This is a genomic window from Pseudomonas sp. PDNC002, from assembly GCF_016919445.1.
GTDB lineage: Bacteria > Pseudomonadota > Gammaproteobacteria > Pseudomonadales > Pseudomonadaceae > Pseudomonas.
In genome coordinates, this window is sequence record NZ_CP070356.1 from 635,027 (window position 1) to 659,656 (window position 24,630).

Annotated in this window: 35 protein-coding genes and 1 tRNA gene; 25 read left to right on the forward strand and 11 right to left on the reverse strand. The window is 60.3% G+C overall.

The features are described from left to right. Positions 1-2: 2 nt before the first annotated feature. Entirely contained in the window at positions 3-785 is a 783-nt protein-coding gene (locus JVX91_RS02920) for a divergent polysaccharide deacetylase family protein (protein ID WP_205337951.1), read from the forward strand. Between the two features lie 211 nt (positions 786-996). Here JVX91_RS02920 and JVX91_RS02925 read toward each other — a convergent pair whose 3' ends face one another. The 7 genes from JVX91_RS02925 to hisB form a co-directional block, all read right to left on the reverse strand. Next, positions 997-1,752, reverse strand: a complete 756-nt coding sequence (locus JVX91_RS02925) for an ABC transporter substrate-binding protein (protein ID WP_205337952.1) — start codon at positions 1,750-1,752, stop codon at positions 997-999. A gap of 152 nt (positions 1,753-1,904) precedes the next feature. Further along, positions 1,905-2,663 carry an ABC transporter substrate-binding protein gene (locus tag JVX91_RS02930; protein WP_205337953.1) on the reverse strand — a complete coding sequence of 253 codons (759 nt, stop codon included), beginning with the start codon at positions 2,661-2,663 and terminating at the stop codon, positions 1,905-1,907. Positions 2,664-2,900: 237 nt separating this feature from the next. Then, complete coding sequence (hisF, locus tag JVX91_RS02935; protein ID WP_024762245.1) at positions 2,901-3,671, reverse strand: imidazole glycerol phosphate synthase subunit HisF; 771 nt, start codon at positions 3,669-3,671, stop codon at positions 2,901-2,903. A 23-nt stretch (positions 3,672-3,694) separates the two neighbouring features. After that, entirely contained in the window at positions 3,695-4,432 is a 738-nt protein-coding gene (gene hisA, locus JVX91_RS02940; RefSeq protein ID WP_205337954.1) for a 1-(5-phosphoribosyl)-5-[(5-phosphoribosylamino)methylideneamino]imidazole-4-carboxamide isomerase, read from the reverse strand. 40 nt (positions 4,433-4,472) lie between these two features. Further along, the gene (locus JVX91_RS02945) at positions 4,473-4,733 is read right to left on the reverse strand and encodes a DUF2164 domain-containing protein (RefSeq protein ID WP_205337955.1); all 261 of its coding nucleotides are present in this window, start codon (positions 4,731-4,733) and stop codon (positions 4,473-4,475) included. A 3-nt stretch (positions 4,734-4,736) separates the two neighbouring features. Further along, on the reverse strand, positions 4,737-5,375 hold the full coding sequence (gene hisH, locus JVX91_RS02950) for an imidazole glycerol phosphate synthase subunit HisH (protein ID WP_205337956.1): 639 nt from the start codon (positions 5,373-5,375) through the stop codon (positions 4,737-4,739). Further along, on the reverse strand, positions 5,375-5,968 hold the full coding sequence (gene hisB / locus JVX91_RS02955) for an imidazoleglycerol-phosphate dehydratase HisB (protein WP_015479330.1): 594 nt from the start codon (positions 5,966-5,968) through the stop codon (positions 5,375-5,377). The genes hisH and hisB overlap by 1 nt, the downstream gene beginning before the upstream one ends. A 139-nt stretch (positions 5,969-6,107) precedes the next feature. Between hisB and JVX91_RS02960 the strand changes: the two genes are divergently transcribed. The 21 genes from JVX91_RS02960 (at position 6,108) to JVX91_RS03060 (ending at position 21,507) form a co-directional block, all read left to right on the forward strand. After that, positions 6,108-6,506 carry an acetyl-CoA sensor PanZ family protein gene (locus JVX91_RS02960; protein WP_205337957.1) on the forward strand — a complete coding sequence of 133 codons (399 nt, stop codon included), beginning with the start codon at positions 6,108-6,110 and terminating at the stop codon, positions 6,504-6,506. Positions 6,507-6,645: 139 nt separating this feature from the next. After that, on the forward strand, positions 6,646-8,874 hold the full coding sequence (locus JVX91_RS02965) for an AsmA family protein (protein ID WP_205337958.1): 2,229 nt from the start codon (positions 6,646-6,648) through the stop codon (positions 8,872-8,874). After that, positions 8,871-9,938, forward strand: a complete 1,068-nt coding sequence (mutY, locus tag JVX91_RS02970) for an A/G-specific adenine glycosylase (RefSeq protein ID WP_205337959.1) — start codon at positions 8,871-8,873, stop codon at positions 9,936-9,938. Before JVX91_RS02965 ends, mutY begins: the two co-directional genes overlap by 4 nt. Next, positions 9,935-10,207 carry an oxidative damage protection protein gene (locus tag JVX91_RS02975; protein WP_138213851.1) on the forward strand — a complete coding sequence of 91 codons (273 nt, stop codon included), beginning with the start codon at positions 9,935-9,937 and terminating at the stop codon, positions 10,205-10,207. The genes mutY and JVX91_RS02975 overlap by 4 nt, the downstream gene beginning before the upstream one ends. Positions 10,208-10,284: 77 nt before the next feature. Beyond that, positions 10,285-10,360, forward strand: a tRNA-Phe gene (locus JVX91_RS02980). Between the two features lie 208 nt (positions 10,361-10,568). Next, complete coding sequence (locus JVX91_RS02985; RefSeq protein WP_205337960.1) at positions 10,569-11,777, forward strand: tyrosine-type recombinase/integrase; 1,209 nt, start codon at positions 10,569-10,571, stop codon at positions 11,775-11,777. After that, on the forward strand, positions 11,777-12,355 hold the full coding sequence (locus JVX91_RS02990; RefSeq protein WP_205337961.1) for a hypothetical protein: 579 nt from the start codon (positions 11,777-11,779) through the stop codon (positions 12,353-12,355). Before JVX91_RS02985 ends, JVX91_RS02990 begins: the two co-directional genes overlap by 1 nt. 108 nt (positions 12,356-12,463) lie before the next feature. Further along, on the forward strand, positions 12,464-12,673 hold the full coding sequence (locus JVX91_RS02995; protein ID WP_205337962.1) for an AlpA family phage regulatory protein: 210 nt from the start codon (positions 12,464-12,466) through the stop codon (positions 12,671-12,673). Further along, complete coding sequence (locus tag JVX91_RS03000) at positions 12,673-13,020, forward strand: hypothetical protein (protein ID WP_205337963.1); 348 nt, start codon at positions 12,673-12,675, stop codon at positions 13,018-13,020. Before JVX91_RS02995 ends, JVX91_RS03000 begins: the two co-directional genes overlap by 1 nt. A 446-nt stretch (positions 13,021-13,466) precedes the next feature. Then, positions 13,467-13,700: a hypothetical protein gene (locus JVX91_RS03005; RefSeq protein ID WP_205337964.1), complete on the forward strand. Its 234-nt coding sequence runs from the start codon at positions 13,467-13,469 to the stop codon at positions 13,698-13,700. Then, entirely contained in the window at positions 13,697-14,443 is a 747-nt protein-coding gene (locus JVX91_RS03010; RefSeq protein ID WP_205337965.1) for a hypothetical protein, read from the forward strand. The genes JVX91_RS03005 and JVX91_RS03010 overlap by 4 nt, the downstream gene beginning before the upstream one ends. Continuing rightward, on the forward strand, positions 14,444-14,914 hold the full coding sequence (locus JVX91_RS03015; protein ID WP_205337966.1) for a hypothetical protein: 471 nt from the start codon (positions 14,444-14,446) through the stop codon (positions 14,912-14,914). Between the two features lie 3 nt (positions 14,915-14,917). Next, positions 14,918-15,568: a hypothetical protein gene (locus JVX91_RS03020; protein ID WP_205337967.1), complete on the forward strand. Its 651-nt coding sequence runs from the start codon at positions 14,918-14,920 to the stop codon at positions 15,566-15,568. Beyond that, positions 15,568-15,834, forward strand: a complete 267-nt coding sequence (locus tag JVX91_RS03025) for a hypothetical protein (RefSeq protein WP_205337968.1) — start codon at positions 15,568-15,570, stop codon at positions 15,832-15,834. Before JVX91_RS03020 ends, JVX91_RS03025 begins: the two co-directional genes overlap by 1 nt. A 102-nt stretch (positions 15,835-15,936) precedes the next feature. Next, on the forward strand, positions 15,937-16,953 hold the full coding sequence (locus JVX91_RS03030; RefSeq protein WP_205337969.1) for a phage major capsid protein: 1,017 nt from the start codon (positions 15,937-15,939) through the stop codon (positions 16,951-16,953). Next, entirely contained in the window at positions 16,953-17,324 is a 372-nt protein-coding gene (locus JVX91_RS03035) for a hypothetical protein (RefSeq protein WP_205337970.1), read from the forward strand. The genes JVX91_RS03030 and JVX91_RS03035 overlap by 1 nt, the downstream gene beginning before the upstream one ends. Next, positions 17,321-17,563: a hypothetical protein gene (locus tag JVX91_RS03040; protein WP_205337971.1), complete on the forward strand. Its 243-nt coding sequence runs from the start codon at positions 17,321-17,323 to the stop codon at positions 17,561-17,563. Before JVX91_RS03035 ends, JVX91_RS03040 begins: the two co-directional genes overlap by 4 nt. Further along, positions 17,560-17,826, forward strand: coding sequence for a hypothetical protein (locus tag JVX91_RS03045; RefSeq protein WP_205337972.1), 267 nt, complete (start codon positions 17,560-17,562; stop codon positions 17,824-17,826). The genes JVX91_RS03040 and JVX91_RS03045 overlap by 4 nt, the downstream gene beginning before the upstream one ends. Before the next feature lie 137 nt (positions 17,827-17,963). Next, positions 17,964-20,834, forward strand: a complete 2,871-nt coding sequence (locus JVX91_RS03050; protein WP_205337973.1) for a phage tail tape measure protein — start codon at positions 17,964-17,966, stop codon at positions 20,832-20,834. Continuing rightward, positions 20,834-21,157 carry a hypothetical protein gene (locus JVX91_RS03055; protein WP_205337974.1) on the forward strand — a complete coding sequence of 108 codons (324 nt, stop codon included), beginning with the start codon at positions 20,834-20,836 and terminating at the stop codon, positions 21,155-21,157. The genes JVX91_RS03050 and JVX91_RS03055 overlap by 1 nt, the downstream gene beginning before the upstream one ends. A gap of 86 nt (positions 21,158-21,243) precedes the next feature. Beyond that, positions 21,244-21,507 (forward strand): HNH endonuclease signature motif containing protein, encoded by a 264-nt coding sequence (locus tag JVX91_RS03060; RefSeq protein ID WP_240201692.1) that lies wholly within the window; start codon positions 21,244-21,246, stop codon positions 21,505-21,507. An 84-nt stretch (positions 21,508-21,591) separates the two neighbouring features. Here JVX91_RS03060 and JVX91_RS03065 read toward each other — a convergent pair whose 3' ends face one another. From JVX91_RS03065 to JVX91_RS03075, 3 genes are all read right to left on the reverse strand, one after another. Further along, a complete protein-coding gene (locus JVX91_RS03065) occupies positions 21,592-21,861 on the reverse strand; it encodes a hypothetical protein (protein ID WP_205337976.1) in 270 nt (89 codons plus the stop codon). Between the two features lie 39 nt (positions 21,862-21,900). Next, complete coding sequence (locus JVX91_RS03070) at positions 21,901-22,257, reverse strand: hypothetical protein (protein ID WP_205337977.1); 357 nt, start codon at positions 22,255-22,257, stop codon at positions 21,901-21,903. 469 nt (positions 22,258-22,726) lie between these two features. Next, positions 22,727-22,987 (reverse strand): pyocin activator PrtN family protein, encoded by a 261-nt coding sequence (locus JVX91_RS03075; RefSeq protein WP_205337978.1) that lies wholly within the window; start codon positions 22,985-22,987, stop codon positions 22,727-22,729. Between the two features lie 59 nt (positions 22,988-23,046). Here JVX91_RS03075 and JVX91_RS03080 point away from each other — a divergent pair, with 59 nt between their 5' ends. The 3 genes from JVX91_RS03080 (at position 23,047) to JVX91_RS03090 (ending at position 23,884) form a co-directional block, all read left to right on the forward strand. Next, positions 23,047-23,259 carry a DUF4224 domain-containing protein gene (locus JVX91_RS03080; protein ID WP_345890294.1) on the forward strand — a complete coding sequence of 71 codons (213 nt, stop codon included), beginning with the start codon at positions 23,047-23,049 and terminating at the stop codon, positions 23,257-23,259. Positions 23,260-23,357: 98 nt separating this feature from the next. After that, entirely contained in the window at positions 23,358-23,579 is a 222-nt protein-coding gene (locus tag JVX91_RS03085) for a hypothetical protein (RefSeq protein WP_205337979.1), read from the forward strand. Between the two features lie 26 nt (positions 23,580-23,605). Further along, positions 23,606-23,884, forward strand: coding sequence for a hypothetical protein (locus JVX91_RS03090; protein WP_205337980.1), 279 nt, complete (start codon positions 23,606-23,608; stop codon positions 23,882-23,884). A 41-nt stretch (positions 23,885-23,925) separates the two neighbouring features. Here the strand turns inward: JVX91_RS03090 and JVX91_RS03095 are convergent, their stop codons facing one another. Then, positions 23,926-24,576, reverse strand: a complete 651-nt coding sequence (locus tag JVX91_RS03095; RefSeq protein WP_205337981.1) for a hypothetical protein — start codon at positions 24,574-24,576, stop codon at positions 23,926-23,928. Between the last annotated feature and the right edge of the window lie 54 nt (positions 24,577-24,630).

A 24,630-nucleotide genomic window follows, 5' to 3' on the forward strand; every position in this document is an offset into this window, starting at 1 on the left:
CGATGCGCCTGGCCCGGCTGCTGCTGAGCCTAGGCCTGGGCGCGCTGCTGTGCCTGCCGGTGGCCGCCGCGCCCCGGCCGGACGGCAGCAAGCCGCTGGTCAGCATCGTCATCGACGACCTCGGGCAGAACCTGGCGCGCGACCGCCAGGTCCTCGACATCTCCCCCGCCATCGCCGTGGCGATCATCCCCGACACACCCCATGCCGCCGAACTGGCCCGCGAAGCGCATCAGCGCGGGCGCACCGTGATGCTGCACATGCCCATGGACCCGGCCGGCGGTGACTACGCCTGGAGCCCGGAGCTGACCCAGGAAGAGCGAGCCCGGCGCCTGGACGCCGCGCTGGCGAAAGTCCCGTATGTACAGGGTGTGAACAACCACGAAGGCAGCCGCATGACCGCCGACCGCCCGGCCATGGCCTGGCTGGCTGCGGAGCTTCAGCGGCGCCACCTGTTCCTGCTCGACAGCCGTACCAGCGCCGCTACGGTGGCGGCCGCCGAGGCGCAGAAGATCGGGTTGGCCAGCCTGTCGCGGGACGTATTCCTCGATGACGACCCGAGCGAAGCGGCGGTGATGGAGCAGATGCAGCGCGGCCTGCAACTGGCGCGCAAACAAGGAACCGTGGTGATGATCGGCCACCCGAAGCCGGCGACGCTGGCGGTGCTCAAGCGCGTGCTGCCGACGCTGAAAGCCCAGGGCTTCGAGCTGGTGAAACCGCCGTTGATGATCGCCGAGCGCGGCAACCGCGCCATGGCGGGGCATGGGCGGGATGGGATTTACCGCTGACTTTCCCGGCGAGCACTGCACCCGCCAAGCGCACGGATAGCTCCCTCTCCCTTCGGAGCGGGGCGCGCAGCCAGGGTTGGGGAGAGGGGCTTTCAGGCAACTCCGGCGCGAAGCCTCCCTCTCCCCCCGCTCTCTCCCTGAAGGGAGAGGGGGCCGACTGAGCGGACCGCAGCCAAATCTTCAGCCGGTCATTCCGCACATCCGTCCCTGCTTACAGATAGTTATTGGTCGCCTGCTCGACGAAGCCATCGGCGCGCATCTCGTCCAGCGCCTTCTGCAGCTTGGTCACTACCTCATCCGGCGTGTCCTTGTTGATCGCCAGGTACAGCTGCGCCTCATTGAAGCGAAGCACGGTCTGCAGGCCGGAGACGCCCTCCTGCTTGGCCAGGTAGCGGCCCACCGGATCGGTGGTGGCCCACAGATCGATTTCGCCTGAGGTCAGCTTCTTCACATTCTCCTGGTCGCGCAGCGCGTTGAGCACCGGGATGCCCTGGCTTTCCAGGCTCTGGCTGACGGCGTCGTTCTTGTAGGCGCCGAGCTTGTACTTGGCGGCGTCCTTGAGGTCCTTGACCTTGATCGAACTACCCGGCGGCGCCAGCAGGACCCAACTGGTCTTGGCGATGGGGCCGACCCACTTGAACAGCGGCACGCGCTCAGGGGTGTAGGTGGTGGAGAACAGCCCATAGTCAGGCTTGTCGAGGGCCAGCTTGTATAAGCGATCCCAGGGGAAGCGCAGGCTCAGGCTGTACTGGATGCCGGCACGCTTGAACATCTCCCGGACGATGTCGGCGCTGATGCCGTCGATGCCCTCGTCGCGGGCGAAGTTCTTGTCGTCCACCGCCATGTTGAAGGGCGGGAAGTTCTCGGTGAGCAACACCATCTTGTAGTCGACGGGCAACTCGGCGCGGGCCGTGGCGGCCCCCAACAGCAGACCCAGGGTAAGGGTCTTGATCAGGACTTTCAGCATGGTCATACCGCTCGCTTGGTTATCGTTATTGGGCTTGCGGCATCCCTGCAGAGGGGACGGAATACTTCGCTCGTCTGCCTTCCGTGGCACAACCGGCGCCGAGGGATGTCGGCGCCAAACGCGAAGGCCGGCGAGTAGCCGGCCTTCGGGTGTCAGAGGTAACTGTTGAGCACGTCGTCGACGAAACCTTCGCCGCGCATCTTGTCCAGGGCGGTCTGCAGCTTCTTCACCACCTCATCCGGCGTCTCGCGATTCAGCGCGAGGAACAGCTGGTCGCTGTTGAAGCGCAGCACGGTCTTCAGGCCGCTGACGCCAACCTGCTTGGCCAGGTAGCGGCCGGCCGGGTCGCCGCTCGCCCACAGGTCGATCTCGCCTTCCTGCAGCTTGCCGGCGTTCTCCTGGTCGCGCAGCGCAAGCACCGGCTCGAAGCCGTGCTCGGTCAGGTACTGGGCCATGGCGTCGCCTTTGTAGGCACCGACACGGTATTTCTTGGCTTCATCCAGATTGTTCAGGCTGATGGTGCTGTCGGCCTTGGCCAGCATGACCCAATCGTCCGGACCGATCGGGCCGACCCATTTGAACTGGCTCTCGCGCTCCGGCAGGCGGGCGGTGACGAACACGCCGTAACCGGGCTTCTCCAGTGCCAGCTTGTAGATGCGGTCCCAGGGGAAGCGCAGGGTCAGGCTGTACTGCACGCCAGCGCGCTTGAACATTTCCTTGACGATATCCACGGCGATGCCGTCGATGTTGTCTTCCTGGGCGAAGTTCTTGCCGTTGATCGCCATGTTGTACGGCGGGAAGTTCTCGGTCAGCAGAACCATGCTGTAGTCCGACGTTTCCGTTTCCGCCCTGGCCGCACTGGCCAACAACAGGCCGCAGCCGATCCATGCGAGCAGAATGCGCTTCAGCATCTGGAATTTCCTGAGTGTGAATTTTCTGAGAAGGCGAAGAGCTTACTCGGAGAATTGACGCCAATAAACCCTATGAATATGGCAATGGGACATGAGACCGCCATTACCTTGACTGAAGCCTTTGGCTAGCAAGCTTCATGCGCAGACGCAGGATGCGGCCACTCGCCGCAGGGGCGAGTCGCCTGAAGGAAGTCTCGGAGGAAGCAGTCGGGCCGGGAGAACCCCGGCCCGGAAGGGTCAGCGAACGACGATACCGCGGCTGGCCAGATAGGCCTTGGCTTCCGGCACGCTGTACTCGCCGAAGTGGAAGATGCTGGCGGCCAGCACCGCATCCGCCTTGCCTTCGATAATGCCGGCGGCCAGGTGCTCCAGGTTGCCAACGCCGCCGGAAGCGATCACCGGTACACCCACCGCCTCGCTGATAGCGCGGGTCACGCCCAGGTCGTAGCCGCTCTTCACGCCGTCCTGATCCATGCTGGTCAGCAGGATTTCACCGGCGCCCAGGCCTTCCATCTTCTTCGCCCATTCCACCGCGTCCAGCCCGGTGGGCTTGCGGCCACCATGGGTGAAGATTTCCCAGCGCGGGGTTTCGCCGGGGGCCGACACTTTCTTGGCGTCGATGGCGACCACGATGCACTGCGAGCCGAAGCGCGCGGCAGCCTCGCCGACGAATTCCGGGGTGAACACCGCGGCGGTGTTGATCGAGACCTTGTCCGCACCGGCATTGAGCAGGTTGCGGATGTCCTGCACCGTCCTGACGCCGCCGCCCACGGTCAGCGGGATGAACACCTGGCTGGCCATGCGCTCGACGGTATGCAACGTGGTGTCGCGACCATCGACGCTGGCGGTGATGTCGAGGAAGGTGATCTCGTCCGCGCCCTGCTCGTCGTAGCGGCGGGCGATTTCCACCGGGTCGCCGGCGTCGCGGATGTTCTCGAACTTGACGCCCTTCACCACGCGGCCGTTGTCCACGTCGAGGCAGGGAATGATGCGTTTAGCCAGTGCCATGTCAGGGTTCCCCGTGGTTCAGCTCAGCCCTTGAAGGCGTCGCACAGTGCCTGGGCCTCGGCGACGTCCAGGGTGCCTTCGTAGATCGCGCGGCCGGTGATGGCGCCGACGATGCCCGGGGTGCGGGCGTCCAGCAGCTTCTGGATGTCCCCCAGGTTGTGGATGCCGCCCGAAGCGATCACCGGGATGCGCGTGGCATTGGCCAGCGCAGCGGTGGCTTCGACGTTGCAGCCCTGCATCATGCCGTCCTTGGAAATGTCGGTGTAGACGATGGCGGAGACGCCGTCGGCTTCGAAGCGCTTGGCCAGGTCGATCACCTGCACTTCGCTCACCTCGGCCCAGCCGTCGGTGGCGACGAAGCCGTCTTTGGCGTCGAGGCCGACGATCACCTTGCCGGGGAAGGCGCGGCAGGCTTCGCCGACGAATTCCGGCTGCTTGACCGCCTTGGTACCGATGATCACGTAGCTGACGCCGGCGCGGACGTAGTGTTCGATGGTTTCCAGCGAGCGGATGCCGCCGCCGATCTGGATCGGCAGGTTCGGGTAGCGCTTGGCGATGGCGGTGACCACGTCACCGTTGACCGGCTTGCCTTCGAAGGCGCCATTCAGGTCCACCAGGTGCAGACGGCGGCAGCCGCCCTCCACCCATTTGGCGGCCATGGACACCGGGTCGTCGGAGAACACCGTGGCGTCTTCCATCAGGCCCTGGCGCAGGCGCACGCAGGCGCCGTCTTTCAGATCGATTGCGGGGATGATCAGCATGGGTTGAACCTGCTCGAATCCAAAGATGAATGGGGTCGGGTCAGCTCTTCTCGAGCGCCCACAAGTCGCTTTCGATGCTCTCGAACCGGTCTTTCAGGTGAGATTGCACGTCGAAGATCGCCTTGTTGTAGAACAGCGGGCCGAACTCGCGCATGAAGAAATCCAGCGCCTCCTCGGCCTCGAAGGCACCGACGTCCAGCTCGAAGCGTTCTTCGAGAAAACGCTGGATGGCCCGCGCCGCACTCTGGCGCTGGGCGCCATCGAGCTCGAGGATCGCGGGCTTGTCCTTCTGGCGTGCCATGGCTTACCAGCGGCCATCCCAGGCGGCGAAGTTCTGCAGCAGCTGCAGGCCGTGGGTATGGCTCTTCTCCGGGTGGAACTGCACGGCGAAGCGCGAACCTTCTGCCAGCGCCGCGGCGAAATCACGCCCGTAGTGGCCGCGACCGACCACCTGGCGCGGGTTGCCCGCCTCGATGTAATAGCTGTGCACGAAGTAGAAGCGCGCATTGTTCGGAATGTCGTGCCACAGCGGGTGGTCGACGCCCGGCGCTACTTCGTTCCAGCCCATGTGCGGCACCTTCAGGTGCTCGCCATCCTCGTGCAGGTCCTTGCCGAAGAAGCGTACCTGGCCGGGGAACAGGCCGATGCAATCGACGCCGTCGTTCTCTTCGCTACGCTCCATCAGCGCCTGCATGCCGACGCAGATGCCGAGGAACGGGCGGTCCTGGCTGACTTCACGCACCAGGCTGTCGAAGCCCAGGCGCTTGATCTCGGCCATGCAGTCGCGGATCGCACCGACGCCGGGGAACACCACGCGGTCCGCCTCGCGGATCACGTTGGCATCGCTGGTCACCAGCACGCGCCCGGCGCCCACGCGTTCCAGCGCCTTGGATACCGAGTGCAGATTGCCCATGCCGTAGTCGATGACGGCCACTGTCTGCATTACAGGCACCCTTTGGTGGACGGCATCTGGCCGGCCATGCGCTCGTCCAGCTCGATGGCCATGCGCAGCGCGCGGCCGAAGGCCTTGAACACGGTTTCGATCTGGTGGTGGGTGTTGTGCCCGCGCAGGTTGTCGATGTGCAGGGTGACGTTGGCGTGGTTGACGAAGCCCTGGAAGAACTCCATGAACAGGTCCACGTCAAAGCCGCCGACACTGGCGCGGGTGAACGGCACGTGCATCTGCAGGCCGGGGCGGCCGGAGAAGTCGATCACCACGCGCGAGAGCGCCTCGTCCAGCGGCACGTAGGCATGGCCGTAGCGGCGGATGCCTTTCTTGTCGCCGATGGCCTTGGCGAAGGCCTGGCCGAGGGTGATGCCGATGTCTTCGACGGTATGGTGATCGTCGATATGCAGGTCGCCCTTGCACTCGATGTCCAGGTCGATCAGGCCGTGGCGGGCGATCTGGTCCATCATGTGCTCGAGGAAGGGAACCCCGGTATCGAAGCGGGCCTTGCCCGTTCCATCCAGGTCGATGGAAACCTTGATCTGGGTTTCCAGGGTGTCGCGCGCGACGGATGCCTTGCGTTCGGCCATCACCAGCTCCACAGCTAACACTGCACGTAATTATAAGAAGGGCCGGCATTATAGGCGCGCCGGGCGCTGCGCGGCTACGGGCGGTGGTCGGCGCTGGCCGATGGTCCTACACTGCGCGGCCCGAATACGAGGATCGAGCATGCCCGTCGTCGTCCAGCACCTGACCCAACCCAGCGAGCAGGACCGCCAGGACCTGCTGAAGATCTACGCCGACGCGCCGGACTGGCTGTTGACGCCCTTCACCGATGCCGGAGCCCTGGTGCAGTGCGGGCTGGCGGAAGATCGACTGCTCACCGGACGGTTCAACGATCGCCTGCTGGGCGCGGCATGGATCGAGCGCGAGGCGGACGTCTGGCACCTTTCGCGACTGTGCATACGACGGGTCACCCGTGGCCGCGGCGTGGCGCGACGCCTCCTTGAAGAGGCGCAGCGCATGGCCGTCCTGCAGGGCGCCAGCCTGCGCCTGAGGACGCCGGCGGACCAGGCCGAAGCCATCAGGTTCGTCGAACACCTGGGCCTGACGCGGGGCCCGGCCTGACGCCACTCGCGGGGAACCGCGCGCTCGCTCACCGCTCAAACCCCGCAACAGCGACGCCTCGCATTCCCGCCAGGGGTGTCGGCGCGTCATTGGTATACTTTCTCGCCATTCCATTCGCCGCCTGAACAAGGACCTGTCCATGAAAGCGTTCGGCAAAATCTTCGGCATCGTTGCCCTGGCCCTGCTGTTGCTCATCGTCGCCGCCGGCTTCGTGCTGACCCACTTCTTCGACCCGAACGACTACAAGGACGAGATCCGCCAGCTCGCCCGGGACAAGGCCAACCTGGAGCTGAACCTCAAGGGCGACATCGGCTGGAGCCTGTTCCCCTGGCTGGGCCTGGAGCTGCACGACACCAGCGTGGCCAGCCTGCAGACCCCGGACAAACCGTTCGCCGACGTGCAGTTGCTCGGCATGTCCGTGCGCGTGCTGCCGCTGCTGCGCAAGGAAGTGCAGATGAGCGACATCCGCGTCGAAGGCCTCAGCCTGAGCCTGAGCAAGGACAAGAACGGCGTCGGCAACTGGGAGAGTATCGGCAAACCCGTCCAGCCGGCCAACGGCACACCGCCCGCCGCGCAACCGACTCCAGCGCCGAACGAGCAGGCCAAGGCTGACGCGCAGGAATCCCGCCAGGCGATGAAACTGGACATCGACAGCCTGAGCGTGAAGAACGCCCGCATCGACTACGCCGACGCGCAAAGCGGCAAGAACTACAGCGTCGAAGGCATCGAGCTGACCACCGGGGCGATCCGCGAGGGCAGCAACATCCCGGTGAAACTCAGCGCCTACCTGGGCAGCAACCAGCCAGTGATCCGCGCCCGTACCGAAGTGACCGGCAACCTGCGTTTCGACCGTGCGCTCAAGCGCTACCAGTTCGAAGACGCCAAGCTGTCCGGCGAAGTGTCCGGCGATCCCTTCCAGGGCAAGACCGCCAACTACAGCGCCCAGGGCCAACTGGTGCTCGACCAGGCCGCCCAGGTTGCCGAGTGGAACGGCCTGAAGGTCACCGTCAACCAACTGCGCGCGCTCGGCGAGATCAAGGCCCGCGAGCTGGACAAAGAACCCAAGCTCGACGGCGGCCTCTCCCTGGCACCGTTCAACCTGCGCGAATTCCTCGAAGGCATCGGCCAGACCCTGCCGGAGATGGCCGACCCCGCGACCCTGACCAAGCTGGAACTGGCCACCCGCCTGAGCGGCACGCGCAACAGCCTGAACCTGAGCGACATCCAGCTGAAGCTCGACGACAGCAGCTTCAGCGGCAACCTCGGCATCGCCGACTTCGACAAGCAGGCGATTCGCGCCCAACTGAGCGGCGACAAGCTGAACCTCGACCGCTACCTGCCGGCCAAGGTCAAGAAAGCCCAGGACGCCACCAACAGCGCGCGCAAGGCCGAAGTCGCCAGCACCGAACAGAGCGCCATCAAGGGCGATACCCCGCTGCCCAGCCAGCCGACCCAGCAGGCCTGGAGCGACGCTCCGTTGCTGCCCATCGCCCGCCTGCGCACGCTGGACCTCGACATCGGCCTGAACCTCGGCCAGTTGACGCTGGACAAGCTGCCCATCGAGAACGCCGTGCTCAAACTGCGCGGCCAAGGCGGACTGCTCAGCCTCGACGACATGCGCGGTGAGCTCTACGACGGCAAGTTCAACGCCAAGGCAACCCTCGACGTACGCCAGGACGTGCCGAGCCTGAAGGCGCAGAAACACATCGCCGACGTGCCGGTGGAACGCTTGCTCGAATCCCAGGGCCAGAAGCCACCGGTAAAAGGCCTGCTGGACCTGGACGCCGACATCACCACCCAGGGCAATAGCCAGAAGGCCTGGATCGACAACCTCAATGGCACCGCACGCTTTGTCATGACCCAGGGCGTGCTGCTCAACGCCAACCTCGAACAGCAACTGTGCCAGGGCATCGCCACCCTCAACCGCAAGTCGCTCAGTGGCGAGCACGGCGGCAAGGACACGCCGTTCCGCGAGCTGCAAGGCAACCTGACCTTCCGCAACGGCGTGGCCAGCAACCCGGACCTCAAGGCCAGCATCCCCGGCCTGACCGTCAAGGGTGACGGCGACCTCGACCTGCGCGTACTGGGCATGGACTACCGCGTCGGCGTGACTATCGAAGGCGACAAGAGCGATATGCCCGACCCTGCCTGCCAGGTGAACAAGCGCTACGTCGGCATCGAATGGCCGCTGCGCTGCCGCGGCCCGTTGGAACTGGGCGCCAAAGCCTGCCGCCTGGACAAGGACGGCATCGGCAAGATCGCCGCACGTCTGGCCGGGGACCGGCTGAACGAAAAACTCGAAGAGAAACTCGGTGACAAGGTCAGTCCCGAACTCAAAGACGCACTCAAAGGGCTGTTCAAGAAGTGACCCCGCAAAGCTTCAACTCGGCCGTGCTCGACTGGTTCGACAGCCACGGCCGCCATGACCTGCCCTGGCAGCAGAACATCACGCCCTACCGGGTGTGGGTCTCGGAAATCATGCTGCAGCAGACCCAGGTCAGCACCGTGATGGGCTACTACGATCGCTTCATGACCGCGCTGCCGACGGTGGCGGACCTGGCCAACGCGCCGGAAGACGAAGTGCTGCACCTGTGGACGGGCCTGGGCTACTACACCCGCGCCCGCAACCTACACAAGACCGCAAAAACGGTGATGGAGCAGCACGGCGGCGAATTCCCCCGGGACGTCGAGCAGCTCGCCGAACTGCCCGGCATCGGTCGTTCCACCGCCGGCGCCATCGCCAGTATCTCCATGGGCCTGCGCGCGCCGATCCTCGACGGCAACGTCAAGCGCGTGCTGGCGCGCTACCTGGCCTGTGACGGCTATCCGGGCGAGCCCAAGGTAGCCAAGCAGTTGTGGGACGCCGCCGAGCGTTTCACGCCGCATGCGCGGGTCAACCACTACACCCAGGCGATGATGGACCTGGGCGCCACCCTCTGCACCCGCAGCAAGCCGAGCTGCCTGCTCTGCCCACTGCGCGAGGGCTGCCGTGCGCACTTCCTTGGTCGCGAAACCGACTTCCCGGTCTCCAAGCCGCGCAAGGCGCTGCCGCAGAAGCGCACGCTGATGCCGATCCTGGCCAATCGCGCGGGCGACATACTGCTATACCGCCGTCCGTCGACCGGTCTCTGGGGCGGCCTGTGGAGCTTCCCCGAACTGGACGACCTGGCCGCCCTCGACCCGCTGGCCCAGCGCCACGCCCTGCGCCTGGGCGAACGTCGCGAGCTGCCCGGCCTGACCCACACTTTCAGCCACTTCCAGCTGGCCATCGAACCCTGGCTGGTGCGCGTCGAGGACGCAGCCCCCGCCGTGGCCGAGGGCGACTGGCTCTGGTATAACCTCGCCACCCCGCCGCGGCTCGGCCTTGCCGCCCCGGTGAAGAAGCTGCTCAAACGAGCCGCCGACGTGTTGAATGCAGGAGAAATGTCATGACCCGACTGGTGATGTGCCGCAAATTCAAAGAAGAGCTGCCCGGCCTCGATCGCGCACCCTATCCCGGCGCCAAGGGCCAGGACATCTACGAGCACGTTTCGAAGAAAGCCTGGGAAGAATGGCAGAAACACCAGACCATGCTGATCAACGAGCGTCGCCTGAACATGATGAACGCCGAGGATCGCAAGTTCCTCACCGCCGAGATGGACAAGTTCCTCAGTGGCGAGGAATACGCGCAGGCCGAGGGTTACGTCCCGCCCAGCGCGTAAGCTCCGGTATTATTTGAAAAATTTTTCGCGGCACGCTTGACACCCTTTCCGAAAACCCTTTTAATGCGCGCCACGTTGCCCAGGTAGCTCAGTTGGTAGAGCAGGGGATTGAAAATCCCCGTGTCGGCGGTTCGATTCCGTCCCTGGGCACCACACATAGGTGTCCAGCAGTCCTCACGATGCTTGGCAACACAGGAAAACCGGCCCTTGAGCCGGTTTTTTTGTTTCTACGGTTCCCCACCGTTCCGTTGAAAGCTCCAAAAATTGTGAGTAGATTCGTGAGTAACCGCAGTTCGGTCCTCATTTTCTACTCACACCTGACGGCCAATTTGGCGCCAGGCGTGGCTTCCAGAGGAATGCCGTGCCTCTCACCGACTCCGCAGTCCGTACCGCCAAGCCCCGCGAGAAGCTCTACCGCCTCTCTGACACCCTGGGCCTTAGCCTCGAAATCACCCCCACCAGCAGCAAGCTATGGCGCTTTCGGTACCGCTTCGCCGGTAAGCCGAAGATGATCAGCCTTGGTGCCTATCCGGCCGTTACGCTCGCCAAGGCCCGAGAATTGCGCGACGTTGCGCGATCACACGTCGCCGCTGGGGTAGACCCATCCCATCACAAGCAAGCTGAGAAGCGCGCCAGAGCGGCAGAGGCGTACACCTTCGAGCGGCTGGCCAATGAGTGGTACGACTACAGCGCTCCGCGATGGGCAGAGGCCACTGCCTACAAGGCTCGTCTGTACCTGGACAACGACATCATCCCCGCCATCGGAAAGCAGCCTTCGTCAGAGATCAGCAGGCCCGAAGTGGTAGAGCTGGTCCGCAAGGTGGAAGCGCGCGGAACCCTGAACGCCGCCGGCAAGATCCGCCAATGGCTGAACCAGATTTTCCGCTTCGGTCTGGCCAAGGGAGTGGTCACCACCAACCCCGCTACCGATCTGGATGTGGTCGCCGCCCACGCACCCCGGGCGAAGCATCACCCGCATGTCCCGCTGGCAGAGCTCCCAGCCTTACTGGATTTGCTCTCCAGTGCGTCTTGCGATCTGTCGACCAAGATCGCTATCCATCTGCTGGTGCTGACCGGCGTACGCCCTGGCGAACTGCGACAGGCCCCGTGGAGTGAATTCGACCTGGACGCCGCCACCTGGACCATTCCAGCGACCAGGATGAAGGCACGACGTCCCCATATCGTTCCGCTACCCACCCAGGCGGTCGACCTGCTGCGCAACCTGCAGGAGATCACCGGTCGCTATGAACTCGCCTTCGCTGGCAAGGCAAATCCAGGCCGCCCCCTGTCCGAGAACACCGTCAACAAGGCGCTGCGCAATCTCGGTTATGAGGGTAGGCAAACTGGCCACGGATTCCGTCACCTACTGAGTACCGAACTGAACAACCGCGGTTACAACCGTGATTGGATTGAGCGTCAGCTGGCCCACGGCGATGAAAACGAGATCCGCGATACCTACAACCACGCTCACTATCTCGATCAGCGCCGGCAAATGATGCAAGCCTGGGCGAACGAAATCGACGCGCTGTGCGCTGGAGCAGATGTGAAACCTATCAGGAGAGCTTCGTGATGGACGAAAAGATGACTCCAACACACCGCAAGTTTGGGGCGAAGCTTGACGCTGTTTTTGACGAGATCGGCGAGCCTGGAGATCTCACGTTAGAGCAGATGCGGAAAATAACTAGCGTTTGCCTTCCAAAGACAGCAAGTGACGAATATGGAACAGCAGTCGATATAAGTTTTGAGGCGTTCGCATCCGTCTTAAAAAAGCACCCGGAGGCATCCGAAGACATCCAAGCCGCTCTGCAATGTCTGGTTATCGCAATCACGTTTCATGCAAATGAGGACGCCTGCGAAAAGATAGAAATAGAGATGAAGCGGCAGAGTGGAATAGTCAATCGCAATGAAGCGATACAGCAGACCATCCTGCGTGCGCGTGCCATAGCCAAGATGAAGTGGAGCGAGGATACCGATCAACTGATCAGAATAGGTGAAATGGCCCAGATTGTCAGGGAAGCACTGGTAGATGAGGGGTTTGACGATCTACCCAAAAACTCAAGCATTGCCGACTGGATAAGGCCAGACTTAGCGCCTGATTATGCCAAGTCAGGAGGCAGAAGAAAGAATCCCCCGAGACGTCACGGATAACCAGTTAAACGTTACGAATAACCCAATATCCGTAACGTCTGCCGAATTTTTCTTTAATACCGTCTCTAGAAAGATGGAGCCATCTTCAAAACGCCTATGGAGGCGAAGATGGCAACGCAAGAGACTCCCCGCTTCATCCGCCGCAAAGAAGTTGAGCAACGTACAAGTCTTTGCCGAGCGGAGATCTACAAGCGCATCAAGCTGGGCACATTCCCCGCCCAAATCAAACTGTCCGAAGGTCACGCCGCCTGGATCGAATCCGAGGTGGTTGCCTGGTGCGAACAGCGCATCGCTGAAGCTCGCGGGGTGGCCGCCTAATGGACAAAAAAAAGGCCGACCAACAGGCCAGCCCACAACGTTCTGAACGTAATACTATCACAGTCGCGAACGCTCCCACCAAGGTCAGCAGGATCCTTGCCTACCTGGTCGCCGGCGGATCCCTCAATCGTTTCGAAGCCGAGCGCCTGGGCGATCACTGCCTGAACTCCACCATCAGCGCCTTGAAGCACAACTGGGGGATCGATTTCCTGGTGGTGCCGGAACGTGTGCCTACTCGGTGGGGGAAGGGCTGCGACGTGAACCGCTACAGCATCCCCGAGTCGCGACGTAAGCGTGCCCAGCGTGCGCTGGCGATGATGACCCTCAATCGGAGGGTTGCAGCATGACTCTTGCACTCACTAATTCCAGCGGCTATCTTGATTACGTCACGGTAAATCCCGTGAACGGTCGTCGCGGACCGAATGATCAAGGCGCACAAGCGCCCCAAGACTCCATTGCTGGCGCTTTTTTTGTGCTCGCAATGCCGTTCTATGGTGGTGGCTGTGCGTGGGACACCTTCGGGTGTGCCGGTTTCCTTGATGCCGGTCCGCGAACCCGCGTACAGCTGCCACCTCCCTTCGCGTCGCGGCGAACGGTGGCAGCTCCACTATCAAGGAGCTCCGCCAATGAAACACGCCCTCAGTCCGTCTGCCGCCCTAAAAGCGCGCGCCGCTGCCCACCGAGCAATGGCTCTGGCAGCTCTTCACGCCAACTCCTCAATTTCAGTACGCCTGGCCCGCTACAACGCAGCTATGGCCCGCGCTCGCGCTCTGGAAGCGCAAGGCGGTGCCCAATGAGCGCTATCAACGATTTCGCGCTTGAGTCGGCGCTGATGGCATCTCGCGCAAACTATGTCGTTCATGCCTTCGACCTCCGCGGTAACTCCCTCGCTGAGTACGGTCCCATTCCAGGCGTTCATGCCATGCGCCAATTGGCGGATCAGTTGATTGATACGTATCCCGATTGCGAACTCATCATGCGCCGACTTCCCTGCGCTGCTCAGGATCAGCAAGGAGGCGAGCAATGAAGACCGATACCACTCTGCGACTTGGTCGCCGCCAATATCGGGATTACGCCAGGCAGGCGAAGGAAAGCGGCAGCTACCTCGATATCGCTACTTACCGTGAGTTGGGCAACAACTGGGGGATGTTCAACCGAATGGCTCGCTCAGTCTTCATCGACGCATCTTGCGATGTTGTTCGCTACGACGAAATAGCGGGGATCACTCTCGCCGCTTCGGTGAAAACTGAGAGTTTCAGGGGCGCCATTCGCCCAGAGCTCGACTGGTCAGCACTCGAGGACTACGAGATTTATCCATTCATTCTGCAGCACGAGATTGGCCATCGAGTCGACAATTTCGAGACCTATGCCACCTCAGATATCGAGAACACGCAAATCCGTAAGCGCTGCGAGCGCTGGATGACGATGGTTAACGAAGTTCTTGCGGATCGCTATGCCTGGAATGTGATCCGTCCCGGCGAGCCGCTTCCCCTTAGCGAGCACGGAAAGGAAATCGAGCAGCACGTCAGCGAATGCCTATTCCTCATCGAATCTTTCGTACCCAAGAAGAAAGTTTTCAAGGGTCAACGCGGGACCGGGCAGTACGAGAACGTTACGGAGTGGATGCTAACGACGAACGAGCGGATGGAGTTCGTAGGCAGCAAGGTTTCACAAGCTGCTGTTAGGCGGTCGCGGGAGCGTGAGCTGAGGACCCGCGAGCGCCTTGGATACAAAAGGGTTCCTGGAACGCCGGCGCTGGTCCCGTTTTAAATGGCCCGCTCTCTCGCCAGGTCGAAAGGCCGCCGAGAGTCCGGGACCTTCGCTGCCATTCCCCATGCGGTGATGGACAGCGAGGATTTTCGGGCGCTCTCCGGTGGCGCGCTCAAGGTACTGCTGGGTTTGCTCCGGCAGTACCGCGGCGCGAACAACGGGGACCTCAGCGCATCTTTCACCCAAGCCAAGCAATGGGGCATGAATAGCCGCACAACGCTAGCAAAGGCGCTGGAGGAGCTTCAGGCGCGTGATCTGATCGTGCGTACCCGTGAAGGCAGATTCATCAAGCCCGGCGGTTGCTGCGCCTTGTACGCAATCACATGGCGCCCCATCGATCCCTGCGATGAGAAGATCGAGGTATCACCGACTGCTACGGCTCCGCGGAAATTCAGCCTCGAAAGAGTAAAAAACCCTGTCCAGAAAGTGGACGCACTGCGTCCAGAAAATGGACTCATGGAGGCCTGCTGATCCATGGAAAACACTCTCATCGGTCCAGAAAGTGGACGCATGGAGCGGTTTCACTTAGTCCACTTTCTGGACTCCTTATTAGATATACCAGGCGCAGCCTGGGATGTAGATCTGTTGATCTACCTGTTCTGCAGCTCCAAAAAGGGCTCAGAAGTGCGCGCGGCGCATCGGCGCAAAATTTCCGACCTCGGATTTTTGTCCGACCTGGCCCGGGTAGTCGTAAGCGGGCCGAGAAGGATGGTGACGTCGTCCAATGCCGGCGCGGGATGTGCGGCGGCGCGGAATTCCCCGGTTCTCGAGCGAGTTCAGCGCCGGCATGACGCGCTCCAGTGTGGCTATTTGGTCTCACTGAGGCGTTTCCACTCTGGCGCGAAACAGACCAAAACGTCTGACTCAGACCACGACCAAGGCGATGCTCAGCATCGTGCAAACCCAAGGCAAACCGGCTGGGTTACTGCCGGGTTCTGGTCACGCTTGGTCACGAAGCGTGTACGTCTGGTGGAAAGTGCTTTCCGCCTTGGTAGCAAGTCTGTGGATGCTCACGACGTCGGCGAGGTAACGCCCACTGCGTTAGTGCCATTCGCATCCTTGGTTGCGGAAAACCAGCAAGCCAGTATGCGGAAAACCAGCAAACTGGCAGCGGGGTGGTGCTGATGAGCGATTCGATAGAAGAGCGCATCGAGGCCACCACCAGGTTGTTGCTGGAGACCTGTCGTGAGCGCGAGATTCGCCTCTCTGGTGATCACGCTGTGAGTGAGAACGATGCTGCTGATCTGCTGGGGTACTCGAGCGGCGACACGCTGCGGAAGCAGGTAAGCGAAGGCATCTGCCAGTTGCCTCATCGGCGCCTCGGAAATCGCCGCCTTTACCGGCTTCGCGACCTCGCCGTGGAGATCGAAAGGACATACGGTCACGGATAACCCGGAAAACGCCGGTTTTCGCGGAATAGGCGGAAATCTCGGCATGGTTCCGAGGTCGCAAGGAAGCGACCATTTCTCCAGCAACTTTTCCTGGAGAAACCCATGCGCGAACTCGTCCTTTCCCAATTCGCCAAAGCGATGCTGGCCAACCGTGATCGGCAGATAGCTCTGACGGTCAGTCGAAAGCTCTACGGCCACTCCAGCGCAGTGGTGCGCCTGTTGGAAAAGGCCGTAGTTACGACCAGTGACCTCCATGCCGACCCTGATTTCCGCTCCGCTGGGCGCGCATTCATCGAACTTGTCCAGACTCGCTCGCTCATCGGCAAGATCAATGCGGTCTCTCCCTTCCGGATGATCCCGGCAGAAACCCGAGTTCTGGCACAAACCGAGAGACCTGCTGCGCATTGGACTGGCCAGGGACAACCGAAGGTAGCCACGCATACTGCCTTTGAGCAGAAGCGTCTGGACTCGAAAAAGATCACCGCTCTTTTGGTGCTGACCAACGAATTGCTTCAGGGGCAGGGCGCCGCATTTGAATCGGCAGTGAGTAATGACTTGGTGAATCCAATTGCCGCCCTCGAGGGTATCTCTTTCCTGGATCCAGCCAACGCAGGCGGTGCCGAGTCACCAGCATCTATCACCAACGGTGTTACTCCTGTGCCTTCCTCTGGCAACGATGCAGACGCCGTGCGCGCCGATATTCGTGCGCTCTTCGCGGCATTCGGTGGCTCGCTAGAAACCGCTGTCATCGCAATGCATCCAGAGACGGCCCTCGAGCTGTCGATGATGCAGGCCACCCTTGGCGAGACGAGTCTGACAGTCCGGGGTGGGGAACTGTTTGGCGTGCCGGTGGTGACCAGCGATTCGGTACCGAAGGACTCCAACGGCGCTTTGGTGGCTCTGATTGATCCGGCCGGAATCATCCTCACCGACGAAGGTGTCGATATCCAACAATCCACGATCGCAACCATCCAAATGGACGACGGGCAAGGTGGTTCCGGGTACCTGTCGCTCTGGCAGAACAATCTCACCTCAGCTCTGGCCGAGCGTTTCCTGAACTGGGAAGCGGTTCGTTCTGGCTCCGTCGCCTGGCTGTCCGGCGTTCAGTGGGGTGTGTGATGGGCAGTTTTGAGGATCGCTCCAAATCCATTCTGAAGAAGATCACAGAAGCGGCCAAAGAGGCTTCTGATGGGGGCGTAAGAGAATCCTATGGGGTGGCTGGAGTCGGCATTCTCGCTGGCCAACTGATCATGTCGCTTGAGCGCATCGAACGGCTCGAAAGCGAGATTCGGCAGTTGTCCGAAAAGGCCGCCACGCTCGAAGAACGCGGTCTCAAATACTGCGGCACTTGGCAGCGCGCCATGGACTACCGCCGCGGCGATTGTGTGACCCACAAGGGCAGCCTCTGGACAGCGGTGAAGGCCACCGACAAGGCGCCCGACGAAGCCGCGCCTGATTGGCAGCTCTCGGCCAAGGGGGCGCAGCGATGAGCTCGAATCAGAACTGCAACGAAGTCATTTTCGCCATGGGTCGGATCATCGGCCAGAACGCGGACTGGCTCGATGGTCGTCTCTTTCAGAAGCTCGCCATGATCGCTGCTCGTGCGAACTACGAGGATGAAGAACTCGACGACTACGGCACCTTCGACGACATGCGTCGTGCCTTCGAAATCTCGTCTGCAGCACTCCGCGAGGAAGCCCAGCACCAGGGTAAGGGGCGCCGCCCATGAGCGACCTGATGAGAGAGTTCTTCGAGGCCTCCGATGATCGCCTCCCGCAGTTTCTAGCCGAGCTTCCCGAGGCCTATCTCGCGCACATGAAGCAGCTTCCCATCCACCCCGAACTGGCCGGGCGCCTGGCCCAGGTCAGCGAGGAAGTGGGAGAGGTTCGGGTGCTGAAGGTCGAGCCAGACCAACTGATCATCCTCGTGCTGAAGGGCGACCCGGCGCCCCACTTGATGACGCTCAAGCTTGAGCCACAGCAGATCCACTAGCACTGACTTCAACGGACAAGTCGTGAGTGTCCAGAACAACCGCGACAGCCTGCGCGTGCAATCCCTCCTACGAGCGACTTCAAGCGCGATATCGCCGGCACGGTGGCAGGCAACCAATTTTGCAGCAGGAGAATTAGATGGCCACTGATAGCCTTGGCACCCTTACAGTCGACCTGATCGCCAACACCGGCAGCTTTGAGCGTGGCATGGACAAGGCCGAACGGAAGGTTGCTGGTGCTACCAAAGCTTTCCAGAAGCAAGGCGAAGCTGCTGAGCGTCTTGTTGGTCAGATCGACCCGGTTGTTGGCGCCATGAACAATCTGGTGAAGCAGTCGGCTGAGTTGGAGAGGCACTGGAAGGCGGGACTGATTCCGACATCCGACTTCGAGCGGCTCAATGCCGTCCTCGGCAAACAGATGGATCAGCTCGGGTCGGCCAACACTTCGTTCAAGAGCGGAACGATGTCTGCCAAACAGTACAGCGCAGCGCTGGGGACTCTACCTGCTCAGTTCACTGATATTGCCACTTCGATTGCTGCCGGCCAAAACCCACTCACCGTGTTCCTGCAACAGGGCGGCCAAATCAAAGACTCCTTCGGTGGGGCCGGTAATGCGCTCAAGGCAACTGGTAGCTATATCGCTTCCCTGGTGACGCCAGCCACCGCCGCGGCAGCCGCAATCGCCGCGCTGGGCTATGCCTGGTACGACGCAGAGAAGGTACAGAGCGAATTCAGCAAAGCCTTGCTCGATGGCAATAACACCATCGCAGCAACCAGCGGCGCGCTCATTGAGCTGTCTCGCCAGATCGGCAACACCGTCGGCGACTTCAGCGACGCCGAGGATGCGATCAAGGCGCTGGCCGCGGCTGGGCACCTCAGCGTTACCCAAGTTGAAAATCTGGGCGAAGCCGCTGCGGCCGTTGCTCAATACAGCGGCAAGAGTGCTACCGATCTGGCAAATGCGTTCGCGAAGCTCGGCGACAACGCTACCGATGCTGCGCAGAAAGCTAGCGAGCAATACGGCCTGCTCACCGCGGAGCAGTACGACCTGATCAAAGCGCTCGACGATCAGGGCAACCACCAGCAGGCTCTCGATACCCTCAGCGAGAGCATGAACAAAAATGCCCTTGCTCGCCTTGATCAGTACAAGAGTTCCCTGACCGGCATCGAGGATGCGTGGAATCGAATCTCCGAAGCGGCTGCCAAGGCCTATAACTTTGGCCGCTCCAAATTCATGCCCCAGACCAATGGGGAGCTGCTGGCGCAAACTCAGAGTCAACTGGAGTTCCTTCAGAACCATCCAGCACAGGAGGTATCAATTCCTGGTGAGCGCGGCACCGTCACCGGTCAGGAAGGTATCCAGTATCTCCAGCAGCGGATCCAGCTCCTCAACAGCCAGGCCACCGCAGAGTCCAACCTCGTCAAGATCCAGGCCGAAGCCAATCAGGCCAATCAGGACTACATCAAGTACTCCGGGATCATTGATGCCGCCCTCACTGATGGCTCGCCAGAGAAGAAGAAAGAGAAAGCGCTGAACGACCTCAAGGAGCAATACCTTGAGCTGTCGAAGGCAGCCAGCATCACTGGGCGCTCAAGCCCTCTGCTTGCCGGTGTCGAGTACGACGGCCAAAACTTCTTTGGCGGCTCCTATGATGAGCGCTTGAAGCAGATCAACTCCCAGTTCGACAAGAAGTCGAGCGGCCGGAGTAAGGCGTACTCGGAAGACGCCGGCACCAAGATGCTGGACAACCTTCGCCAGCAGTACGCTGCCATTCAGATGCAAAACAGCGCCCTGGATGAGCAAGATAAGTCAACGCAGAAACTCGGCGAGCAGTCCCAGGCTTTGGCAAGATGGGAGCAGCAACTCGCCGATATCAAGTCGAAGCAAACGCTCACAGCGGATCAGAAATCGCTGCTGGCAAACGAGGACTTGATCACCGCCCAACTCAAGAAAAACGCAGCTCTCGAGCAAGAGATTTCTCTGCGTAAGCAAACGCTGGAAGAGATGCGAAAGCTTGATGCTTACCAGCAGAACCTGAACTCGCAGCTCCAGCAGGCGAGGGATAGCCAGCAGCAGTACTTGGCCACGATCGGCATGGGCAGCAAGGAGGCTAAGCGCGCCCAGGAGATGATCGACATCACCAAGGACTTCCAGCGTCAGCAGGATCGCTTGCTCCAGCAGCGCAACACTGGACAGATCAGCGAAGACCTTTACGCCAAGGAGAACGAAGCGCTGAAGGCTGCTCTAGAAGAGCGGCTACAGATTCAACAGGAGGGATATCAGAAGCTCGATGAGGCCCAGGCAGACTGGACTAATGGCGCATCGTCCGCTCTGCAGGACTATTACGACCAAGCCAGCAATATCTCTGCCCAAGCCTACAGCGCTATGGCGAATGTGCTGCAGAACACCACAGACTCCATCAGCGACAACCTCTATGACGTGATCACCGGCGCAGAGAGCGTACGCGATGCCTTTGCCGATATCGGCCAGACGATCATTCAGTCCGTCCTAAAGGCGATGACCGATATGGCTGCCCAATGGATCGTCATGCAGGCCGTCCAGCTAGCTATGGGGCAGACCACCGCCACTGCCGCTGTCGCACAGGCGGCTGTCGCAGGCCCGGCAATCGCCACTGCTTACGCGCCGGCGGCAGCAATGGCTTCCCTGGCATCGTTTGGCAGTAACTCAGCGCCTGCAATGGCCGGTATTGCGTCTACCACCTCGCTAGCGGAAAGCCTGGCGCTGCTCGGGATGGCACACGACGGAATCGACTCAGTACCGGAAACGGGCACTTGGTTACTCCAGCGCGGTGAGCGAGTAGTCACCGCTGAAACCAGCGCAAAGCTGGACAAGCAATTGGACGAAGCGGCCATGAATCGTCGCGAGTCCGGCTCGATCAGCATCGTATTCAACCAGAGCACCACCGACGGCAAAAGCCAGAACCAAGCCAACGCGAAAGCTGCTCGGCAAATCCAGCGCATCATGCGCGACTCAGGGAGATATGTCTGATGTCACAGGTCGTTCCAATGCCGTGCAGCATCGACCGCATTTGGCGCCGGGAAGGCAGAGAGACACGGGACTACTTGGTATCAAAGGGCGTTAGACCCGAGGCAGTAGATCGGATTCTGGAAGAATTCCAGGACTACCATCGAGCTCTTCACTTCTCAGTGAACGTCAAGTTCACGTCCCGCGCCCGGCTTTCCCCAGAGCAGCAGGAGATCGTCGATCAAGACGTAAGCGAAGTGGTTGGCAAGTTCCAGGACGATTGCAGAGAGCGTGTTCGGCTGGCCAAAGACATCATTCTTCTACTGCTGATGGAGAAGCACAGCTAATGGCTAGATTGCGTACCCTCAAGCCTCGCCTGCAAGAATTCAAAGGGAAAGAGCCGCGCCCATTGCCCAGCACCCGAGAGCGCAGGATGACCGGCAGGAAGCTTCAGGAGCGTCGGTTGCGAGTGTGGTCGCAGAATCCATGCTGTGCGCACTGCGGAAAGCTATGCGCCTTCCCTGAAGGCTTCGAGCTTGATCACAAGCTATCCCTCCACGCTGGTGGCGCTGACACGGACGAGAACTGCCAGGTGCTCTGCTCAGGGCCTGATGGTTGCCACGCGAAGAAGACGGCGGCTGATCTTGGATACAGCCAGAAGAGAACCATCGGCATCGATGGTTGGCCAGTTGGATAACGGGGGGATATGCATACCCTGGTGGGCGCCGAGGCGGAAACCGCCTCGGAACTGATTCAACTACTAATCCGTAGTTTTTTGTGATCAGTTGAGAGAGCTGGCGAAACTATTCCAGTCGTCAATCGCTTCCTCGGCTGCTGCCTTGTGCTTCTGGACAGCGTCATTCTGTTCCTCAACAAAGTCCGACAGGCACTGTTTGTACTCTTCGACTTCGTTGATGAAGTTTTGCCGCTCAAACTCATCGTCGAATTCGTACGGCACTGTAGGTTCGGAGCAGCTGTGGCTTGGCTGGAACGAATCAGCGCTTGCCTGCAGGGAAGCTGCTATCAGAATCAGAACGAGGTACCGGGCCATCCTTTGCCTCCACTCTCAGAAAGCTTGTAGTGCCCAGGGTTAGGCCGCCCTGCGGTGGTAGATGTACAGGTACAGCAGGCCAACCGGGGCGACGAAGATTGAGAACGCCCAGCACAGCACCATGGTGAAAGCCTTCGCAATCATCATGACGAGAGCGTTTCCGAAGAACACATTGTTGCCCATGATGAAGCCGACCACCTGCTCGTACACAAAGCGAGAGTATGGGTAAAGCAACGTGCAGATAACCGCGTACACGACTGCGTTTACCTGAATTCCCTTAGCTCCTTGGGCCGCCATCCAAAGGATCGCTGCGGCAATGAGGACTCCGAAGAAGAGTTGGCGCAGAAAATATTGAGTCGATAGACCGCCGAAGGTCATGCGGAAGAAGTCTCGCACTTCATTTCTCCTTGTGTGGTGAATGCTTCCTTGCCACCACCGCGTGAGTGAGCGAGTGGCTAGAGGCCATCACTATACACATGGCGACCATTACTCGGCATCTCTTAAGGTAAGGGACGACACTGCGTTTTCCAGGCAGTACCAGGGGCGGGCAAGGGAGATCTTTGGGCCCACCTACACGGAAACCGCCTGACCAGTTCACTGAGCACTAATCGCAACAATTTTGCTGCGTTCTCACGCCAGGGGTAGGGGGGTAGTCGGATACTCAGATCCCCTTTCGACTGGAAACCACGCCTGCTCCCACGCGCATAATAAATCCCCCCTTTGACCCCTTGTTAATCAGCAAATCAAATTAACAAGCAAGCCTGAAACCCACGCAGCACTAGCGATTCACCGTTTCAGCAAATCCATTTGAAATCAGCAAATGGTTAACAAATTAACTGGACCTGAACTAGACCGTGCGCTTGTGTCACCGTCTCAGTTTTCTGAGCTCTTCCTGTGCTTCTGTCCGGCGATCATCGATGTACCTGGCTAGGTCAGCGAGGTGGACGCCGCGCGCGGTCTTCTGCGAGCGCTCCATGCGTATGATCGGCAGATTGATCTCTCCGGCCAGCACCTTCCGCTGGAGCTTCTCCGGTGACAGGTGGCTGAAGTAGTCGGCGCATACGCGCTCGAGCGGGATAATGGCTGTTCCGTTGTACTGGGCCATAAGCAGAAACGCGGTGTTCACTGTTGGTTCCTCAATCACTGATTGGGGCTCCCTGGAGATTCGAAGTGCAAACATCCATTGTGCTGACAGCGATTGAATTGGTTGAGCTTAGCGGTTACCGAAAACCCTCCGCGCAGGCTAGGTGGTTGGAGCGTAATTGCTTTCCATTCGTTATGGGTGGCGATGGTCATCCCAAAGTTCTGCGCCAGGTAGTCAACGATCGCCTTGGTGGGATATCGGCCGAAAAGAGGCGAGAGCCGCAGCTTCGACTTCCATCGAATCGCCGTCTCTAGACCTGCTTTGACCATTTTGGGTCACCAATGCCCCCCTTGAGATCACGCTCGAAAAGGATCTATAAGGAGATCCAGATCTGCCAACCAAGGATGAGAAGATGATCAAGCCAGTAGACTCCAGCACCACCATCACTTATGACGCAGAGACGCTTCCTCTGAGCGAGGAGGAGCGAAAGGCTGAAGAGCTCGCTTTACGCCTCGAAGAAGAAGCAGAGGCGGAGGCAGAAGCAGAAGCTGAAGAAGAAGAGCTGAGTCACCCTCTGGATATCGAAGATCAAGAGGGCTGGGATGACAATATTGAGCGCCTGAACGACGCCTAAGCATCATCCGGGAGAGAGGCATAGCGATGACTTGGAATCTAGCGAACCTTTCTCCGGAAGAGCGCACGGCGGAAGAGAAAAAGCGACTTGACGCTCTGCTCCGCCATCAAACCAAAGGAAAGCTTGCGTCTATCGCAGATCGTGAGTATCACCGCATCCTGATGGGTAGACTCAGGCACCAGAAGCTATGGGTTGGCTGGGCGCAACGTCAGCTCGACGACATCGAGTCTGATGAGCTGCGCGACGAGCTCAGGCGCCGATTGAATGCGTTTCAGGTCAGCATTGCCGCGCCACGCTCATTCTGAGAATGGGTGGGAGGCTCGTGCCAAGGGCTTGAGACGCGCACTCAACCATCTTTAGGCTGGGCATCTTTCTCTGACGCAATATAGTGTTTGAGCTTTAAAGACGTAGCTTCGCTGAGCCCTGCATCCTTACCAAATCTGGACTTCACGGCATCGTCAGTTGCAATCATCTTTTCGATCTTTGGCTTGTTCTGCTTGGCATTTTCAATCAGCTTGTCTAAGACCTGAATTAGGTCTTCCGAGGCACGGGATCTGCGCTTTGACGCGAACTCAATGGCAACCGAGCTAGTCGCCTCATCGACATCCTTTTTAGCCACATCAAGCGCATCAGTGGCCGTGCTTTGCTCCAACAAAAGCCGCATCTCTGCTTGATCAGCGCGAACGACAGCCTTGCACTGATCGATGAACTCTATCGCCAAATCTCGATCTTTTTGACGGTACGACCAAGGCTTTGTCTGAAGATCTGCTACCTCTTCGTCTAGTTTCTCTATGACTGAAGAACCACGCTTGAAATATTCGACGAAGGTAATTCCGTCTTCCTTTCGTGCGTTCAATTGCCTTTCCATCTGCAAGGCTGCGGCGCGAGTAGCATTGGCTGCAACGCTAGACTCTTGGTTGCCTTGGTATTTGGTCCAACCGAACCAGCCAGCGCCCGCAATTGCGATTGCGAAAAGGATTGATGCTAGAGCTTTCATCCATAAATTCTCTGTCTGAATATCATATGATGCTAACACTATGGCGCAGCGCCA

Coding starts and splice junctions, on each gene's coding strand:
- JVX91_RS02920 (WP_205337951.1), top strand. CDS start 3: ATGCGCCTGGCCCGGCTGCTGCTGAGCCTAGGCCTGGGCGCGCTGCTG.
- JVX91_RS02925 (WP_205337952.1), bottom strand. CDS start 1,752: ATGCTGAAAGTCCTGATCAAGACCCTTACCCTGGGTCTGCTGTTGGGG.
- JVX91_RS02930 (WP_205337953.1), bottom strand. CDS start 2,663: ATGCTGAAGCGCATTCTGCTCGCATGGATCGGCTGCGGCCTGTTGTTG.
- hisF (WP_024762245.1), bottom strand. CDS start 3,671: ATGGCACTGGCTAAACGCATCATTCCCTGCCTCGACGTGGACAACGGC.
- hisA (WP_205337954.1), bottom strand. CDS start 4,432: ATGCTGATCATCCCCGCAATCGATCTGAAAGACGGCGCCTGCGTGCGC.
- JVX91_RS02945 (WP_205337955.1), bottom strand. CDS start 4,733: ATGGCACGCCAGAAGGACAAGCCCGCGATCCTCGAGCTCGATGGCGCC.
- hisH (WP_205337956.1), bottom strand. CDS start 5,375: ATGCAGACAGTGGCCGTCATCGACTACGGCATGGGCAATCTGCACTCG.
- hisB (WP_015479330.1), bottom strand. CDS start 5,968: ATGGCCGAACGCAAGGCATCCGTCGCGCGCGACACCCTGGAAACCCAG.
- JVX91_RS02960 (WP_205337957.1), top strand. CDS start 6,108: ATGCCCGTCGTCGTCCAGCACCTGACCCAACCCAGCGAGCAGGACCGC.
- JVX91_RS02965 (WP_205337958.1), top strand. CDS start 6,646: ATGAAAGCGTTCGGCAAAATCTTCGGCATCGTTGCCCTGGCCCTGCTG.
- JVX91_RS02975 (WP_138213851.1), top strand. CDS start 9,935: ATGACCCGACTGGTGATGTGCCGCAAATTCAAAGAAGAGCTGCCCGGC.
- JVX91_RS02990 (WP_205337961.1), top strand. CDS start 11,777: ATGGACGAAAAGATGACTCCAACACACCGCAAGTTTGGGGCGAAGCTT.
- JVX91_RS02995 (WP_205337962.1), top strand. CDS start 12,464: ATGGCAACGCAAGAGACTCCCCGCTTCATCCGCCGCAAAGAAGTTGAG.
- JVX91_RS03000 (WP_205337963.1), top strand. CDS start 12,673: ATGGACAAAAAAAAGGCCGACCAACAGGCCAGCCCACAACGTTCTGAA.
- JVX91_RS03005 (WP_205337964.1), top strand. CDS start 13,467: ATGAGCGCTATCAACGATTTCGCGCTTGAGTCGGCGCTGATGGCATCT.
- JVX91_RS03010 (WP_205337965.1), top strand. CDS start 13,697: ATGAAGACCGATACCACTCTGCGACTTGGTCGCCGCCAATATCGGGAT.
- JVX91_RS03015 (WP_205337966.1), top strand. CDS start 14,444: ATGGCCCGCTCTCTCGCCAGGTCGAAAGGCCGCCGAGAGTCCGGGACC.
- JVX91_RS03020 (WP_205337967.1), top strand. CDS start 14,918: ATGGAAAACACTCTCATCGGTCCAGAAAGTGGACGCATGGAGCGGTTT.
- JVX91_RS03025 (WP_205337968.1), top strand. CDS start 15,568: ATGAGCGATTCGATAGAAGAGCGCATCGAGGCCACCACCAGGTTGTTG.
- JVX91_RS03030 (WP_205337969.1), top strand. CDS start 15,937: ATGCGCGAACTCGTCCTTTCCCAATTCGCCAAAGCGATGCTGGCCAAC.
- JVX91_RS03035 (WP_205337970.1), top strand. CDS start 16,953: ATGGGCAGTTTTGAGGATCGCTCCAAATCCATTCTGAAGAAGATCACA.
- JVX91_RS03040 (WP_205337971.1), top strand. CDS start 17,321: ATGAGCTCGAATCAGAACTGCAACGAAGTCATTTTCGCCATGGGTCGG.
- JVX91_RS03045 (WP_205337972.1), top strand. CDS start 17,560: ATGAGCGACCTGATGAGAGAGTTCTTCGAGGCCTCCGATGATCGCCTC.
- JVX91_RS03050 (WP_205337973.1), top strand. CDS start 17,964: ATGGCCACTGATAGCCTTGGCACCCTTACAGTCGACCTGATCGCCAAC.
- JVX91_RS03055 (WP_205337974.1), top strand. CDS start 20,834: ATGTCACAGGTCGTTCCAATGCCGTGCAGCATCGACCGCATTTGGCGC.
- JVX91_RS03060 (WP_240201692.1), top strand. CDS start 21,244: ATGACCGGCAGGAAGCTTCAGGAGCGTCGGTTGCGAGTGTGGTCGCAG.
- JVX91_RS03065 (WP_205337976.1), bottom strand. CDS start 21,861: ATGGCCCGGTACCTCGTTCTGATTCTGATAGCAGCTTCCCTGCAGGCA.
- JVX91_RS03085 (WP_205337979.1), top strand. CDS start 23,358: ATGATCAAGCCAGTAGACTCCAGCACCACCATCACTTATGACGCAGAG.
- JVX91_RS03090 (WP_205337980.1), top strand. CDS start 23,606: ATGACTTGGAATCTAGCGAACCTTTCTCCGGAAGAGCGCACGGCGGAA.
- JVX91_RS03095 (WP_205337981.1), bottom strand. CDS start 24,576: ATGAAAGCTCTAGCATCAATCCTTTTCGCAATCGCAATTGCGGGCGCT.